The sequence below is a fragment of the Comamonas koreensis genome (assembly GCF_014076495.1).
GTDB lineage: Bacteria > Pseudomonadota > Gammaproteobacteria > Burkholderiales > Burkholderiaceae_C > Comamonas > Comamonas squillarum.
In genome coordinates this window covers 3435397-3450420 of the sequence record NZ_CP043575.1, presented here as the reverse complement: position 1 = coordinate 3450420, position 15024 = coordinate 3435397, and the positions used below count along the sequence as shown (strand labels likewise).

Below are 15024 nucleotides of genomic sequence, written 5' to 3'. Positions count from 1 at the left end.
TTACCCCACAATTTCTGCACCCGGAAATTGGGCGCGATATTTTTCGAGCTCGGGTGCGCCGAGGGCGCGGTAGTCCTTGAGCGCCGACAGCTCGCGGGACAAATAGGCCGGTGTTCCGGCGCGCACGCCATCAGGCGCCACACCTTCGGCCACGACGCAGAAGTGGATCTCCGGCCGGTCCTTGCGCTGGAACTCGATCCAGCCCGCGCCGGCGTCCACCGGTGTGGCGTAGGTGACCAAGAACGGGAGCGGAAGGTGCTGCCCGCACCCGGTCCGCTGGAAAGTGACCGGGATCTCGCTTTGCCGGCCGCCTGGTGCGATTGCGCAGGACCACCGGCCATTGCCCTCACGCTCGGCGGTGGAGTGCACGCAGGTGCGGCACGAGAGTTCCGGGACCTGGTCGGCGTGGCATACATCCTTGTGCACGCAAAACTTGCAAGCGAACGCGTGGATGTCGGTAGCGATCTTGGCGGGTGGCTCTGTTCCGAAAATGATGCGCTCGGCCTTGGTCTGCAGCTTGGTGAAATACTCAAAGTCGAACGTGATGCGCTCGGCGTAAAGCTCTTCGGTATCCTTGTTCACGGCCAGGTACAGCGCGCGGTCAAGGCCCTCTTTGCCCATGTACCACTGCATCTGCGCGTAGTGCTGGGGTTTGGCCAGCGCGACCCCCTTGGCGAGCAGTTCCTTGAACGATTTCGCGGAGTGGGTTTTGAACTCCAGAACGTGCCACTTTTGGCCGCCGCCCGGGATGTACCGGCCCTTGCCGTCCATGTGCCCACCCATATGACCGCTGTGGTCGGCGTGAGCAAACTGACGGCCGGTGGCCGGGTCGCAGTCAAGAATCTCGCAACCGATGTCGCGGAGGTCTTGCACGAACCTCGGTTCGGCAAGGTGGCCGGTTTGGAAGAGCCGCAGCATGCGGCCGTCGAACTTTTCGCGCCTGGCCCAGCGGAAGTCGTACCAGAGAGAGCGCGCGCACTCCTTGCCGATGATCGAGGCGCCGAGGTAGGTGCGGGGAGGCTCAGCTCCCTCGCGGTCCTCGTAGACCTTGGCAATGGCCGCAACCACCGGCGACGTAGCGTCAGCAATATCTACCATGTTGAAACTCTGTTGAAGTTAAGACCGGCCCGCCTCTTTGGACGGGCCTTGTTCTAGCGAGGAGACTTATTGCGAGCCAGGCGCTGCCCAGGCAACGGCGCCAGTGGCGGGCTGATTCCAGGCGGCGGGTGCCTGGGCCTGATTGGCGGGTGCGGGCGCCGCGCTGGTGGTGAGGGCCGGCGCAGCACCGGTGGCAGGGTGCCATTCCTTGATCTTGTTTTCTTCGCGGGGGTTGCCCTGCTTGTCTTGGCCCATGGTCACCTCGACCATCAGCTTCATGGGCTTGTTGTGCAGCTCGCTGCTGTCACGAGGAGCGTTGATGCCCAGTGCCTCGCAGATCTTGGACAGCTCGATCTTGGCGATCTTGCATGCCGCTTCGCTGGCGTTCCAGAGGTTGAGGTTCGAGAAGATCTTGCGCCCCTTGGCCGGGCCATCGATCACCTCGTAGACGACTGCCAGGTACTTGCCCGTACCGGCTTTGTTCACCTTCTGCTCCGATGAGGTAATGATGGCGATATAGGCGCCGGGAGGGAGGATGGCGAAGTCGTCTTTTACTTCGTCGGCTTTGAAATTGAGGTCTGCAAAATTAGTCATGATGAATGTCTTAAAAATTGAATGGTGAGTTGATTAAAACTCAAGTTTAAGGGCGAGCGAAAACGGTTATGCGGCTGCGTTCTGAGAATCTTTCGGGGCCAGAGCATTGTTGAGCAAGCCCTGGAACTGCGACCAGTTGAGCTCGCAGTCGGGGAGGCTGTAGCGATTGCCTGCCACGTACGCAGGGTGCGGGTTCAGGTACAGCATGCGGCGGCCGGTGCTCACCGCCTTGATGTCCTTTTGCTGCTGCTGGTTCTGGGCCACGTTGCGCGTCATCGTTTCATGAGCGGCAAAAGCAATGATGTCGGCCCATTCGTTGACGATGCCGAGGGCGCGCTTCTCCAGCTTGAGCGCGTATGCGTCGTAGTCATCCGCCAGCAGCGGATTTTTGATCTTGCTGATGCGCTCATGTGCAATGCACACAATGGCCATGTTGCGCTTATCGCGCAACTCATCCAGCTTGGCAAAGAACTCGCGCCACTTGTCGTCGGACATAACGTAGCCCTTGCCGTAACCGAAGTCTTCGATGTTTTTGACTCCGCCGCGCTCGCATATGGCTCCGTGGATCAGCGGCTCCAGCCAATCGAGCGAGTCGACGAACACGGTGTTGTACGGGTGGTCCGAGGTCAACAGGGTGTTGATGGCCTCTTCAACCTGGCTGTAATGCGTAGCCTTGGGGAAGGCCGGCACGTCGATGTTGTCCAGGCCTTCCTCGGTGATGATGCCGATCGCACCCGGCGCGGATGCCGCAAAGGTGGACTTACCGATCTTCGGTGGGCCGTAGACGACGATCTTGGGCGGCCGTGCACGGCGGCCGCGGCTGATGGATGAAAGGTCGAATGCCATGGTTATGCAGCTTTCAAGAGGATAGTTTGGTTGGGACCTGGAGCATCACTGTTGATGACAGCGGTTTCGAGGCCGGAGAGGCTCGCGGCGGTCTGCATCAGCAGCGCGGCGATCTGGTGGGCAGGGTTGCCCTCATCAAGGGCGGCAGCGCCCTGGTAGTCTGCAGAGATCTTCACCACATCCTGGCCATTGGGTGCTCTCTCGATGGTGATGATGACTTTCTGCATTACACACGCTCCACTTTGGCAGTAGGCGTGCGATCCGTGATGGTGAGCGGCAGCTTGGCGTAGATCTCAGGCTTGTGCTCACGCAGCCAGTTGACGCCTTTTTCGTCGACTTCGCGCTTGGCCTTGACAGGGCGAAACTCGGTAGGAATGTCGTCGACCATCTCGTCGTACTTATCCCAGTCGAGCTTAACGTTCTGCGCAGTGGTGATGGTCACCTTGAACGCGTCGAACGCAGTGGTCTTGGAACCGTTGGCCTTCTGAATTCCGACCTCTTGGACCAGCTCGGCCTCGACGGCCTTGCGGTCCTTGGTGGCCGCATCCTCTGCGGCCTTAGCTTGGAGCAATCGCTCCGCCAATGATGAGATTTTTTCCTTGTTCAATTTGTTCTCCGATCTACGTGTTGAATTGCCATCGATCAAGTTGACTAAAACTCATTCGATGACTAGATCATAGATCGAAGTTGATTAAGGTTCAAGAACTTTCTCGTACGTAGAAGTACGTATCTGTAAAAAGTAACGGCCCGTAAGATCGGGCCGCTGGGGTCAGAGCGTTGTGCGCTGTATGACTTCGACGATGCGACCAATCACTGTCGCTTTATCCAGTGGTATGGATGCGAATCTGGGATCGTCGGAAAGCAGCAACGTTTGACCACCGTCCTGCACTATTCGGCGCAGCAAAAGATCGCCATCAACCATTGCAACCACCGGTGTCCCGTTCGTTGTGGGGTGCGCTCGGGAGACTATGCATATTGCTCCCATAGGCGCAACAGATGGTAGTGCGCTGCTATTGTTTTTGAATCCTACCGCTGTGCCTACTGGATAGTCTCGGGACGTGTAGACGTACTCTTCGGGCGCCTGCAAATCCCATGTCTTTAGGGCGTCAATGGACACCACTGGGGTTCCTTGACTACTGGATGTCTGTACAGTATTATTCGTCTCATCTGCTCCCATGAGCCAACCAACAGAAACACCAAATGTCTTGGCTAGGGCGACAATTTCAGCGGGTCTCGGCTCATTCTTGCCCGATTCCCACAGGGAGACTGCAGAGGGCGATTTGCCCAGCTTTGCGGCGATGTCTTTTTGATTGACCGCTGGGAACATAGCTTCACGCGCGGCTTGTATGCGCTGTGCAAGTATCGATTTCATGGGGTTCAGACTCCGTACGCAACTATGAATGGTTTCAGGACGCGCGCAGATCACTGCCCGCCTGTCCGACATAGGTATAGCTTAAGTAAAAAATAAACTTTAATCAACTCGGTTAAAGCCTTGTGCGCGTCCGCAACTATCTCTAGAATTGATTAAAGTTCAATTTATTTGGAGATGGAATTTTGCAAAACTCAATCAAGACTAGGAACGAGTCCGCTCCAGTAGGCTTCTCAGTGCGCGGCGTAGTGGTGATGGCGGGGGGCACCGGCGCCGTCGCTGAGAAGTGCGGCATCACCCCGCAGGCCGTGCACAAGTGGAGTCACTCTATACCTGAAGAGCATGCCCGGACCGTTGCCATTGCTGCAGGTCTGCCCTTGGCGATTGTGCGGCCCGACCAAGTGCAAGGTGGCGCCGATGCGTAAGGGCACTGCACGCAAGAAGATCACCTCCAGGGTGATGCCCTGGGACATCGTGAACCAGCGCAACCGCAAACTGGAGAGCACGCCGGACGCCAGCTTTGCCGGTTTCAAGATTCAGATATGGGAGCACTTCCTTGCCTTGGAGCGGGGCGGCGGATGTCGGCAGCAGGCCGAGTACGTGTCTCAGACCATCAGCGTGGCATGCGACTTGGCGCAGCAGAAGCGCCTCGGGCGGGACTGGCGGCCGGAGCTTCTGCAGGCGTACGACGCGCACAAGGCCATGTGCGAGCGCTGCCTTTCCGGGGGGGTGTTTGCCTATTCGAGCGAGGAGGCGAAAAAGGTTAGGGTGGCAATCGAAGTCCACGTTGAACAGCTGGACAGCTGCACGGCCATCGATCTGAAGCGCTCGGTTGATCGGCTCATTTCGCAAAAGAAATCGGGGCACTTTGTCACCGTGGGGGCCGCCACCGCATGAATTCACCATTCAAGTCCCGTGCCTATGTCTACATAGAGCGCGGATACTGTGTCATTCCCATCGCCCCCGGCACGAAGCGCCCCGGCGCCTATTCCTCCGTCGAGGGGTGGCGCGGCATGAACGATTGGGAGCGGTACTTTGATCGCATGCCCACCGACATTGAGCTGGAGACTTGGGACACCTGGCCGGATGCTGGCATTGGGTTGCTCTGCGGCAAGAAGTCGCGCGTCGTTGCGCTGGACCGGGACTACGATACCAATGGTACGGATGCCCTGGATCGGTTGATTCCATGGACGCCTGTGAAGAAGCGCGGCGCCAAAGGGTATACAGCGTTCTTCCGGTACAACGGGGAGCCCTCGTGCAGCTTCAACATCGGCGGCGCACGCGTGCTGGATGTGTTGTCGGACGGTCGTCAAACCCTGATGCCCGGCACCCGTCATCCCGAAGGGCACACTTATGTGTACCTGACTGAGGACATGCTTGAGGAATACGAAGTTGAAGATCTTCCTGTCCTGCCTGAGGGGTTTCTGGAGCGAGTGCAGGCCACCATCGCGCCGTATCAGACTGAGGCGGATAAGAAGTATCAGAGCCGCAAGGTCATCAAACCCAAGGACAGCACCGACCGCATCAACACCAACCAGTCGGCTGCCGCAGAGTTCTACAGCCGCCTGAACCAGCAGGCCCTAGCGAACCTGGATCTCTGGGTGCCGCGCCTCATCCCCACATCGCGCCACCACGGAGACGGTTACCGCTGCATCGCTACTTGGCGGGGAGCGGAAAATCCGAATGTGGGCGTCAATCCGAACGGCATCTTCGACTTTGGCGGCAACTACGGCATGACCGCCATCGATCTGGTGATGAACACGCACCAGGTGCAGTTTATGCGCGCAGTGGATGCGCTGGCCGAGCTGGTGCCGGTTGACGGCCTACCTGACTTTGTCGTGCCCGATGGCTTTGGCGCCACGGCCGGCGACAGCCGGCAAGAGCCGCCGCCTCAAGTCGTCGCAGCTCCGGACATTTCGCCAGCTCCGGACATTTCATCATCACCGCCGGCGGCGGCGGACCGCATACTGCTGCCGCCCACCACCAGCGAGGAGGCGGCGCCCGCGCTGCCTCCGTTCGTGATCAACCCGCCCGGCATGCTGGGCGAGATTGCGCGCTGGATCGCCGCGACAGCGCCCAAAGAGCAGCCTGAGCTGGCCGTGGCCGCCGCCATCGCGCTAGGCAGCGTGGTGATGGCGCGCACCTATGTGTCGCAGTTCAACAACTTCACATCCCTCTACTTCATCATGGTGGCCAAGTCCACCGAGGGCAAGGAGCACCCACAGTCGGCTGTGCAGCAGATTCTGACGGAGGCCGGGCTGCCCGAGCTGATCGGCGGATCTGGATACACATCGGCCGGCGCAGTCTTCTCTCAGCTGCTGCAGGCGCCCGCGCACCTTGCTTGCATCGACGAGATCGGCAAGATGCTCAAGCTGTCTCGGGCCAAGGGGAACAGCAACGGCGAAGCGGCGATCGACAAGTTGGTGGAGGCGTATGGGCGGGTCAACGGCGTGATGCGCCCACCTACCTATTCGCAAATGACGCTGCGCCAGGACCAACAGGTTCAGGCCCGCGTGGTTTACAACCCGGGCATCACACTGCTGGGAGCCACGACCGGCAACACCTTCTACAGTAACCTGACCGACGACCTGATCAAAGATGGGTTTCTAGGCCGCTGCATCGTGGTTGAGTCAACCCGCCCCCGGCAACTGATCAACCTCCACAGCCGCGCGGCAGATGTGCCATTTCACATCACCGAGTGGTGCAAGCTGGTGCACATCACGGGGCAGGCCTTCGGCGACCTGGCGGGAGTCTGCGGGCCGGATGTGAAGCCGAACACCATTCCGCTGGTCTTCGACGATGCCTGCTTGCCGCTGATCCAGGCCTTCGAGCGCAAGCTCAACGGCTGGAAGGACAAGTTTGAGCACGAGGGTGTTGATGTGCTGCTCGGCCGCACGCTGGAGAAGTCGCTGCGCCTGGCCATGATCGCGTGCAAGGCGGAGAGGGCGCAGAACACCTGCATCACGCCACAGCACTTGAAGTGGGCTATCGAGTATGTGCAGTACTACGACTCGCGCCTACTGGATGCGGTGACCAGGTCGCGCACGGTCAGTCAGTTCGACGAGCAGCTGCAGCGCATGCTGGGCTACATCCAGAAGGTGCGCAAGCTCACCAGCGCTGCCGATGGACAGAGCGCGCTGATGGCGCAGGGCTTCATGCCCCGATCCAAGCTGCTCAAGCTGATGAAGTGCAAGGCCAAGGAGCTGGACGAGCTGGTGGATACTGCTATCCAGGCCAAACTTATTTCTAAGTCGATTGAGAATAGCCTTGTAGAATGCTACGTAGCAGCCTAGTGTTGCTCTGTTGAATTGCGCACCCGCCCTCCGTGGCGGGTTTTTTTTGGACGAGGACTTCTGCCTACAAGTCGAGCGCGTAAACCTGAGAGGTGCCAATTGGGCTTTTCACATAGGGTACGTCGGTTCGTCCGAGGATAGCGACTACGAATCTGCAGATCAACGCCCGCATTTCCAGTGCTAGGTTGATTTCGCTAGGCCAAGTTTCATATCCGCCAGAAGCGGCGAACCCGAGTGGCTCACCAAAAAATAATGCTTCGTGAATAGCTGGGTTGCGCAAATCAGAAATATCAGAAATTCTAGTCGCCGCATCATACTTTGCCCACACTGGTATCGGCATCCCATAAAAATTGCACATCCATTCAATTCTTTGACCGTGCCCCACGGATGATTTTGGTTTTGTCTGGCCTTGCATGATTTTGAAGCATGCGTCTATGGCCATATAAAGATATTGAAATTTCTCGAATGGTAAATTTCGATTGTATTGAGCCAAAAATAGCGCGTGAATCACTGCGCACAACCTTTTTGCTGCAACGGATCCTTCTCCATGCTTGGCGTAAAAATTTAAGGCGAGGTCAATTGCGGGTTTTTCGTTACCGCCCAATTGGAAGTCTGTAAGATCGCCCGGCGTTAGTGGAGTGCCATCGAGAAATCCATTTGGAGTAGTCGTAAGGCGCATTCCCACAAAGAAAGAAAGACACCAAACTACAAACTCTACCTCGTCTGGATCCTGAGACCCTTGTATGTTGATCGTGTGCGTGTGAGGTAGGCCAAAGATCCTCGTGGAAAAAGGCATGTTCCTGTAACCGACGCCGTGAATATTCGCGCATGCTGCGGGTGCATAGAACCAGTCGCCTGCGAATGTCTCTTTTTGCTTTAACTCAGCTACGGTTTTCGAAAGGCCTGGGAGGGTCGAAATTCGAAATTGCTTTTCGTCGAATTCTATTGGTAATGGGTAGAAACCGAAATGTTGAGGTACTGGCCTGCGTCTATGTATCAAAATGCGCTCCACGTTATTGTGTGCGCATCATCTCATAAACTATGTTGCGTCGCATTCCTTTCTGGTGCTTGACGGCCGCCCCGGCGGCCGGTAAGTGAAGTGATAGCCGGCCTGGATCAACCAGCGACCGGCGACCATCTTGGCTGGGGTAATGGTCCCGCGCCGGCACATGTGCAGTACAGCAAAGCGGCTCAGGCCCTCGCGCTCGGCCACTTCGGTGGTGGTGTAGTACTGGGTCACGAGGCTGAGGGCTTCACTACATTTACAAGTTCACCCGACTGGGGGAGCTTTACAGCGGCTTGCCGCTCAACTTGGTACAGCGCCTCGGCCATCTCCAGCAAACGGACCGGATCAGGCGGGCGGCCGGGCTTTCCTTTTGGGCCCGCGATTTCCATGCAGAACTGCATCACCAGTTCCTCTTGCTCAGGGACCATGATGTCGAATGCTGGCTCCCAGGTTGGCATGGCCCGCAGCGCGAGCAGCTGCTGGGCAAACTGACGGTAGCCCCAGGACTTCATGAAGCCTGCAGGCCCGCCTGGCATGGCGTTGAAGATCTCGTCAATCTGGGCGTCGGTAATTTTGGGGTGTTCAATCATTGGTGGCTCCTATTTCATGTGCCTTGCGCGTGATGTCAACAAGCTGAAGAATGGTCGTGATCGTGAGGTACACACCCATTCGGCTTAAGGCATCACGAATACCGGCTGCGGATTCGACTCTGCTGTTGTGGTGCCACTCATTGGTGCGCGGCTCCTGCTCAGGCGGAGGAGGAGCGGCAATCACTTCATCGACCAGCTTGCCGACTTGGCGCAGAACAGAGCGCTTCCCGCGCGCGCCACCCCGGCGATAGCCGGCCTTAAAGCCTTGGACATAGAGCGGATGAAACATTTCGGCAGCCTGGGGGAATGCCTTCGCGAGGCGCTCGCTGGCAGCTTGCTGCGCCAACAGATTGCACGCATCGGTGTTCAGCCGATTGGCCATGTCCAGGCGCTGGGTGAGGGCGGTGACTTGCTGCTCAGCGGCCGCGGCGCGGTTGGCCGCTTCGATACCGGCTTTCTCCAGCGCCGCGCACGCCGCATCGACTGCGGTGTTCTGGTCACGCAGCTGCTGGTTCATGTCGTTAGTGACGCGGATTTCCGCATCCATCGCCGCGATGCGACTAGCCAGCACATCGGCCCGGTGGACGCCCAGCTCGGCGGGTTTCGCTGTGCGCTGGACCCAATCGGTTTTTTCGATCCATTCCTTGAAGGCCGCTTCCACCTTACTCAGCCGGCGCAGCTCGGCCGCAATGGCGTCGTATCCGCGCTCGAGCATTTCGTCTGGATCGAAGTCTGAGTCAATCCAGTCGGCCAGGCTCAAGGCGTCTATGTTTTGGGGCATGGCGGCTGTCATTGGGCATCCTTGGGTTCGTTGGTCACGGTCGCGCTGTGAGGCGTGCATTCGGTACGCGAAGTCTTGCCGGAGGTCACGGTGCGGCATTCCTCCCATGTGGTCTTGGTTTCGGTCTTGCTGCCGCAGCGCGTGAAGTACTGCCAGCGCTGGCCGGGGTTGAACGCCCAGACCTCGCAGCCATCGGCTTCGCTGATTTTTCGCGGCTTGAGTTCGGCTTGGCGCCTCGCTTCCACGGCTTTTTTCTCCGCCGCTTCCTCGGCGGCGCGTTGAGCCACTCGCTCGGGATCCATCACGCAACTGCCAACCAGGAACACGACGACGGTGAGGGCGACCACAAGCAAGGTTTCGATAAGGGTGATTCCTTTTTGACGCATCACAGTGCCTCCGATGTCTGCGGCGAGAAACGACCGCCAAACTCTGCGCCCAGGGAGTCGAACCACCGCAACGCCCTGTACAAAGCCTCATCACCTGACAAGGCGGCCAGCGTGATCGCGTGATTGACCTGCCCGTGGTAGACGCGCCAAACGCCTGGACTCTGCGCGGCTACGCGCACACTGCCGAAACGTGTAGCGTGCGCTGTGACGGTAGCAGCGGCGCTCACGGCGCGCGGCCATGCGCGGTGTGATGTGAAGTCGTGAAACCAAAGCGCCGGCCGGCTATACCAGGTGAGCACCATCAGCGGATGGGCGAGCAGGTCATGGATAGCGGCCCACAGCCACAGCTCGCGCTCGTTCGCGCATCCCTTGCGTGGATCGGTCTTCATGCTGCACCGCCTTGTTCAGCCGCAGCCGCCCGCCGGCCCGCTTCCTCGCCCTGGTGCCAGGGCATGCCCAGCGCAGTCTCGATGGCATCGACTGCTGCGTGCGCGGCCACGCCGCCGTGCTTGTGCGTGTCGAGTGCATGGTGATAGTCGCGGATGGCCTGGCGGACAGGCTCCAGCCCGTCAACGGGATGGGGGGCTGTATAGAGCGCGCGGATTGGCCATGTCCCATCGCGCTCTGTGTTGCGGCGATGGTCTTCATTGGCAAAAGCGCACCATTTGCCATCACGATCCTGGAACTCGTAGCTCGCTGGCTCTGCTTGCACCGCTGCTAGCCGGCCGGCGAATCGCTGCAGGGCGCGCACCACATCGTCGACCGCGCCGGTGATCAGTTGCTCGTCCTCTTTATTGATGAACTCGCGCAGGTAGTCAACGCAATCCTTGGGGGTTGCCAGGAATTCCGCTGCGTCGAAGGCCTGCAGGTTCGCCGGCTTCACGGCGGTATCAGGGCAATGGCACCCTGTAAGCAGCGCCTCCGCAAACTGCACCAGGCCCCGCTCGGTGAAGCCGTACGCCGGGTGGGCGGTGTCCGCGCGATTGCGGTAGCTGGATGCGCCATGCTTCAGCGCGAGCTCGATGATGTTGGGGGTAGGGGTGGTGGGCCTATCCATGATTGAGTTCCTTGTAGAGGCGGGAGTTTTTGCGCGGCTTCTTGAGCAGCTGGGCCTTGATGGCCTGGAATTTCTGGTCCTGCTGGGCGGCGAACGAGGGCGACTCGCGCTTGGCTGCATCAATCTCGTCGCGCAGCATGATTGCGAGCTTGGAGATGGAGAGCTTGCGAAGCGTTGGGACTTCGTCACCTGATCCCAGCAGGTAGTCGTACAAAACAGCCACGGAGCTGCGCATGTAATCGCAGACATGGGTGTTGGGTGGGAGTGGTTCCGACATCGCGCTACCTCCCCATCTTGCTGACGGGCTTGAAGACCTCGCGGATCGCGCCGAAGACTTCAATGCGGCTCATGAGTTCATCGGGCACGGGCGCCCAGCCTTCGGCGGCAACGTCCTGGCCGTGGATGGCGATGCCCGCGCTGGAGAAGCTCGGCACGCGCATGAAGCGGCGTGCGCAGCGCCACGGCGCGCCATCCTTGCTGCGGATGACGATCAAGTACAGGCCGTCGTGCTTGATGGATTTGACGTCGAAGTCGATCTGCAGCACATCGCCGGTGACGATCTCCGGATAGCGCAGATCGCCGCCAGCCTGCAGGATCTGGGAGCCGTAAGGCGCCTGCTGGTGCAGGCCCAGGTGGTCGGAGGGGAGGGAGATTGCAACGGCGCTCATTTCGATGACCCTCCCTGCGCGGCCGCTGATCGCTTGGCCGCGGCTGCCGCCCGGGCGTTGCGCATGCGCTCGGCGAACTCAGCCTTTTCAGCCAGATCCCGGGCATAGCTCTGCTCGGCTTCGTCGATGCGCGCGTTGATCCATTCGACATTCGTGTGTTTGCAACCGACTTGGACAAAGGCTTCGATGCCGGTCATGAAGCCAGCCACAACGTTTTCTACGCAGGGTTTGCTGTACTTGACGCGCGGATCTTTCTTCTTGGCCTCGTACGCAGCTTCCAGCACGCGCCCAAACCAGTAGAAGCCACGCTTATGGGCCTTGTGGAACTTCATCAGCTCCGCGGCCATGTTCAGGCCATTGGCCCGACCCTGGCTGACCGTCGCCGGCGCGGCATCGAAATAAACGGTGTGGTCCCAGTCGCCCTTGGCGTCCAGCACGTCGTAAGTGAAGGACAGTCCGTTGTAGAGCCGCACTTCGCCGTCGGGCATCACGACGGTGTGCGCAGCCCGGTGCTGCTGCATCTTCTTGCGCACCCCGGCGTTGATTTGCTCGCCAAGGGCCTTGAGCTCGGCCTCACTAAGAACTGCACCGTCTGCGTTCAGGATGACTGCCTCCAGAGCATCGGCCAGCTGGGTGAGCATCTCGATAAAGCAGCTGCCGGCGGTGGCGAACTCCATGAGGTGCTTCTCGGGCTCGATGAAAACCGTGGCCGTCTTGCCTGGCCCGTGCAGTAGGCGTCCCATGCTTCCGCTGATGTACGCCAGCGACCTCTCGGTGTCGTGGTTCTTGAATCCCTTGGCGAAGTGATCGTTGAGCGTATGGAACCCCAAGGTTTCAGTGGCCACATCCACATGCTGGGCGAAGCGCTCGCCGCGCGCCTGCAGTGTCAGGGTGATGGCGGAGGGATCAGTGGGAGGGAGAGGCGATCCACGGAATACCTCTTGAACCCGGTTGAGCTGATCCTTTTGCTCAGCCGTCAACTCCTTGGGCTTGGCGGTTTGATTGGTGGTGGATGATGAAGTTTGGAGTTCAGCCGTGGACATGTTCAGGCTCCCATGCGAAGACAGCGCCCGTGCCACAGGCGACAAAGAGGACAGCGATCACCAGGGTCAAGGGGATCACGACGAGGTCACTGGCGCCCGCATCGGCCAGGCGCATGACCTGCACATAGGCGGCCACACACACAGCGGCGAGCGCCAGGCATGATGAGAATTGGAGGAGGGCGCGCGCCATTACTTGTGCCCTCCCTTCATCACCTCTTGCACCACCACGTTGAGCCAACCGCTCGAGCGCGCCAGGTCGGCCAGTTGGCCCGCGCCCTCGGGTGTCGCCATGGGCTTGGACTGCACCGGCTTCAAGGTCGCTTGCCGCAGCCACTCGGATTGGTTGAAAGGCTTGTAGCCCTTGATCGATGGACGCTTTTGACCGGCCTCGTGCACGGCCTTGGCCTCCTTCACGCGGTCGGGGTGCACGCCCAGCACCTTCCAGCCTTTGTGAAAAGACTTCGGCGCCTCCTTCTTTGAGACCGGTGATTTCTGGGTGGCCTCGGTCGAAACCGGCCTCCCGTGAATGTTCACGAATTGCATGTGTTACCTCTGTTGAAGTTGATCACCCGTCATTGCAGGTGTTTATCAAAGATCATCTTTTGCAGTTGATCCAGGCTCAATCATACAGAAATGTTCACTGTCGTGTGATTAAAGTTCAATCATTTCACAAGGGTTTACCCTTGATTGCTATGTGAGCATGTGCAAACATTTTTTGAGCTGGAATTCTCCAAGTTCTCCGAGCTCTGTGGAACTCTTGGGGAACTGCTGTCTATAGATAAGATATTGAAAAATATATATAAATATATATACCTATACCTACTTCCCCAAATTCTCCCATCTATGCCCACCTTAAAAAATTGATTAAATATTAGGCAGTTGGGGTATCTGGATCTATAACGCTGAGGAATTCGTGGAATCGGGGAAAAATGTGAGAAAAGTCAAATATAACAATTGACTAGGTGCTTTCATGGCCGTGGAGTCGCCGTGGAAGTCCGGGGAAGTGGTCATTGGTGCACTTGCAACACATTGCATCATTGCGTGAGATTTGATCATGTTGATTTAAAATCACGACATGACCGCAAACCGTTCAAGAACGATCAATCGAAGCGAGGAGGCCGAGCAGGCACGCCTTGTTCGCTGGTCGCACAAGCAGGCAGTCCGGCAATTGATGCCGGGTCTGCGTTGGCTGCATCACTCGCCCAACGGGGGCAAGCGTGATGCCTTTACAGGGGCCCAGATGAAGGCCCTCGGTACAAAACCTGGATTCCCGGATCTGCATCTGTCGGTGCGTGTGGGTGCAGTTGCCGGACTTGTCATTGAGATGAAAACGGCCACGGGGCGCGAGTCACCCGAGCAGGTGGAGTGGCGTGACCACTTCACCTCGCAAGGCTGGGCGCATGCGCTCTGCCGATCAGCTGAGCAGGCGCGTGAAGTGCTGTGCGAATACTTCGGCGTCAATGCGTATGAGGCCCCGGGTCTTGATGAATGACGAACCAGAAGCGCATCCTCGATGTGATCCGCGCGGGCGCCGGGGTGGAGGTGATGGGCAGAGACATCGCCGCCGCCACCGGGCTCAAGCGCAAGCAGGTGGAGGACGCGCTTTGTGTTCTTTCCAAGAAACGCCTGATTGTTCGCAAGCGGCGCAACAGGAAGGCGGGTTGGCTGATCTGGGAGTCCAGCGCCATCACCGGCCACGAGTTGCAAAGGATGTTCAATGAAATGTGCAGAGGTTGACGGAGAAGCTCCGGCCGCCGGGGCCGTGCCGCACGGGGTTGAGGCGCAGGTGTGTGCTGACATTTCTGCTCGCCAGGCCTTCGGCATGAAGAAGTACGGCGTGTCAGTGGCTGACAACCCGCTGGACTTGAAGCAATGGTTGCAACACGCCTACGAAGAGACGCTCGACCAAGCGGTTTATCTCAAGCGGGCCATCAAGGAATTGGAGCAATCCGATGGACAAAGACAAACGGTGGATCGCGGCCGCGATCTTGGCAGCAAGCACATTAACTCTGGTGGTGTCGAAGATGCAGATCAAAGAGAAATTGAAGATGGCGCAGTGGTTGTGCCTGGGTTTGGCCTTGTACACATTGGCCTGGCTGGTGGGCAGCGATCTGCCCGCCGCGCAGACGGTCCTCTACAAGGCGGGGCACGTAACGATGTTCGCCTGGGTGGGCTACTGGATTGCGAGCAATGCCGTGGGACGGGACTCTCGCGGGATGAAAGATTCTTCGGCCTTGCCAGCCGCAATTGTCATCGCTGCGGTGGTATTGGGCGGGTGCCTCGGCCTCTAGCC

The 15024-nt window shown here is 58.9% G+C and carries 22 protein-coding genes; 5 read left to right on the top strand and 17 right to left on the bottom strand.

The features are described 5' to 3' along the window. From F0Q04_RS15640 to F0Q04_RS15615, 6 genes are all read right to left on the bottom strand, one after another. The gene (locus F0Q04_RS15640; RefSeq protein WP_182341991.1) at positions 1–1098 is read right to left on the bottom strand and encodes an oxidoreductase; all 1098 of its coding nucleotides are present in this window, start codon (positions 1096–1098) and stop codon (positions 1–3) included. A 66-nt stretch (positions 1099–1164) separates the two neighbouring features. After that, entirely contained in the window at positions 1165–1692 is a 528-nt protein-coding gene (locus F0Q04_RS15635; protein ID WP_182341988.1) for a DUF669 domain-containing protein, read from the bottom strand. Positions 1693–1758: 66 nt separating this feature from the next. Then, positions 1759–2538: an ATP-binding protein gene (locus tag F0Q04_RS15630; RefSeq protein ID WP_182341984.1), complete on the bottom strand. Its 780-nt coding sequence runs from the start codon at positions 2536–2538 to the stop codon at positions 1759–1761. A 2-nt stretch (positions 2539–2540) separates the two neighbouring features. Next, a complete protein-coding gene (locus tag F0Q04_RS15625) occupies positions 2541–2765 on the bottom strand; it encodes a hypothetical protein (protein ID WP_182341981.1) in 225 nt (74 codons plus the stop codon). After that, positions 2765–3109: a hypothetical protein gene (locus F0Q04_RS15620; protein ID WP_182341978.1), complete on the bottom strand. Its 345-nt coding sequence runs from the start codon at positions 3107–3109 to the stop codon at positions 2765–2767. Before F0Q04_RS15620 ends, F0Q04_RS15625 begins: the two co-directional genes overlap by 1 nt. Before the next feature lie 198 nt (positions 3110–3307). Next, entirely contained in the window at positions 3308–3910 is a 603-nt protein-coding gene (locus tag F0Q04_RS15615; protein WP_182341975.1) for a helix-turn-helix domain-containing protein, read from the bottom strand. Positions 3911–4249: 339 nt separating this feature from the next. On the opposite strand from F0Q04_RS15615, the gene F0Q04_RS15610 reads away from it, so the two are divergent. Continuing rightward, entirely contained in the window at positions 4250–4804 is a 555-nt protein-coding gene (locus F0Q04_RS15610; RefSeq protein WP_182341972.1) for a hypothetical protein, read from the top strand. After that, positions 4801–7200, top strand: a complete 2400-nt coding sequence (locus tag F0Q04_RS15605) for a bifunctional DNA primase/polymerase (protein WP_182341969.1) — start codon at positions 4801–4803, stop codon at positions 7198–7200. The genes F0Q04_RS15610 and F0Q04_RS15605 overlap by 4 nt, the downstream gene beginning before the upstream one ends. Positions 7201–7264: 64 nt before the next feature. Here F0Q04_RS15605 and F0Q04_RS15600 read toward each other — a convergent pair whose 3' ends face one another. The 11 genes from F0Q04_RS15600 to F0Q04_RS15550 form a co-directional block, all read right to left on the bottom strand. Next, positions 7265–7996: a hypothetical protein gene (locus F0Q04_RS15600; RefSeq protein WP_182341966.1), complete on the bottom strand. Its 732-nt coding sequence runs from the start codon at positions 7994–7996 to the stop codon at positions 7265–7267. A 440-nt stretch (positions 7997–8436) separates the two neighbouring features. Further along, positions 8437–8796 (bottom strand): hypothetical protein, encoded by a 360-nt coding sequence (locus F0Q04_RS15595; RefSeq protein WP_182341963.1) that lies wholly within the window; start codon positions 8794–8796, stop codon positions 8437–8439. Beyond that, positions 8789–9589 (bottom strand): hypothetical protein, encoded by an 801-nt coding sequence (locus F0Q04_RS15590; RefSeq protein WP_182341960.1) that lies wholly within the window; start codon positions 9587–9589, stop codon positions 8789–8791. Before F0Q04_RS15590 ends, F0Q04_RS15595 begins: the two co-directional genes overlap by 8 nt. After that, complete coding sequence (locus F0Q04_RS15585; protein WP_182341957.1) at positions 9586–9963, bottom strand: hypothetical protein; 378 nt, start codon at positions 9961–9963, stop codon at positions 9586–9588. The genes F0Q04_RS15590 and F0Q04_RS15585 overlap by 4 nt, the downstream gene beginning before the upstream one ends. Beyond that, complete coding sequence (locus F0Q04_RS15580) at positions 9963–10352, bottom strand: hypothetical protein (RefSeq protein WP_182341954.1); 390 nt, start codon at positions 10350–10352, stop codon at positions 9963–9965. Before F0Q04_RS15580 ends, F0Q04_RS15585 begins: the two co-directional genes overlap by 1 nt. Further along, a complete protein-coding gene (locus F0Q04_RS15575) occupies positions 10349–11020 on the bottom strand; it encodes a hypothetical protein (RefSeq protein ID WP_182341951.1) in 672 nt (223 codons plus the stop codon). The genes F0Q04_RS15580 and F0Q04_RS15575 overlap by 4 nt, the downstream gene beginning before the upstream one ends. Continuing rightward, positions 11013–11297 carry a hypothetical protein gene (locus F0Q04_RS15570; protein ID WP_182341948.1) on the bottom strand — a complete coding sequence of 95 codons (285 nt, stop codon included), beginning with the start codon at positions 11295–11297 and terminating at the stop codon, positions 11013–11015. The genes F0Q04_RS15575 and F0Q04_RS15570 overlap by 8 nt, the downstream gene beginning before the upstream one ends. 4 nt (positions 11298–11301) lie before the next feature. Then, positions 11302–11688: a hypothetical protein gene (locus tag F0Q04_RS15565; protein WP_182341945.1), complete on the bottom strand. Its 387-nt coding sequence runs from the start codon at positions 11686–11688 to the stop codon at positions 11302–11304. After that, complete coding sequence (locus F0Q04_RS15560) at positions 11685–12731, bottom strand: hypothetical protein (protein WP_182341942.1); 1047 nt, start codon at positions 12729–12731, stop codon at positions 11685–11687. The genes F0Q04_RS15565 and F0Q04_RS15560 overlap by 4 nt, the downstream gene beginning before the upstream one ends. After that, on the bottom strand, positions 12718–12921 hold the full coding sequence (locus F0Q04_RS15555; protein ID WP_182341939.1) for a hypothetical protein: 204 nt from the start codon (positions 12919–12921) through the stop codon (positions 12718–12720). The genes F0Q04_RS15560 and F0Q04_RS15555 overlap by 14 nt, the downstream gene beginning before the upstream one ends. Continuing rightward, the gene (locus F0Q04_RS15550) at positions 12921–13274 is read right to left on the bottom strand and encodes a hypothetical protein (RefSeq protein WP_182341936.1); all 354 of its coding nucleotides are present in this window, start codon (positions 13272–13274) and stop codon (positions 12921–12923) included. Before F0Q04_RS15550 ends, F0Q04_RS15555 begins: the two co-directional genes overlap by 1 nt. A 532-nt stretch (positions 13275–13806) precedes the next feature. On the opposite strand from F0Q04_RS15550, the gene F0Q04_RS15545 reads away from it, so the two are divergent. The 3 genes from F0Q04_RS15545 (at position 13807) to F0Q04_RS15535 (ending at position 15022) form a co-directional block, all read left to right on the top strand. Further along, positions 13807–14223, top strand: coding sequence for a VRR-NUC domain-containing protein (locus F0Q04_RS15545; RefSeq protein ID WP_182341933.1), 417 nt, complete (start codon positions 13807–13809; stop codon positions 14221–14223). Next, entirely contained in the window at positions 14220–14468 is a 249-nt protein-coding gene (locus F0Q04_RS15540) for a hypothetical protein (protein ID WP_182341932.1), read from the top strand. The genes F0Q04_RS15545 and F0Q04_RS15540 overlap by 4 nt, the downstream gene beginning before the upstream one ends. A 215-nt stretch (positions 14469–14683) precedes the next feature. Continuing rightward, positions 14684–15022 carry a hypothetical protein gene (locus F0Q04_RS15535; RefSeq protein ID WP_182341929.1) on the top strand — a complete coding sequence of 113 codons (339 nt, stop codon included), beginning with the start codon at positions 14684–14686 and terminating at the stop codon, positions 15020–15022. Positions 15023–15024: the final 2 nt, after the last annotated feature.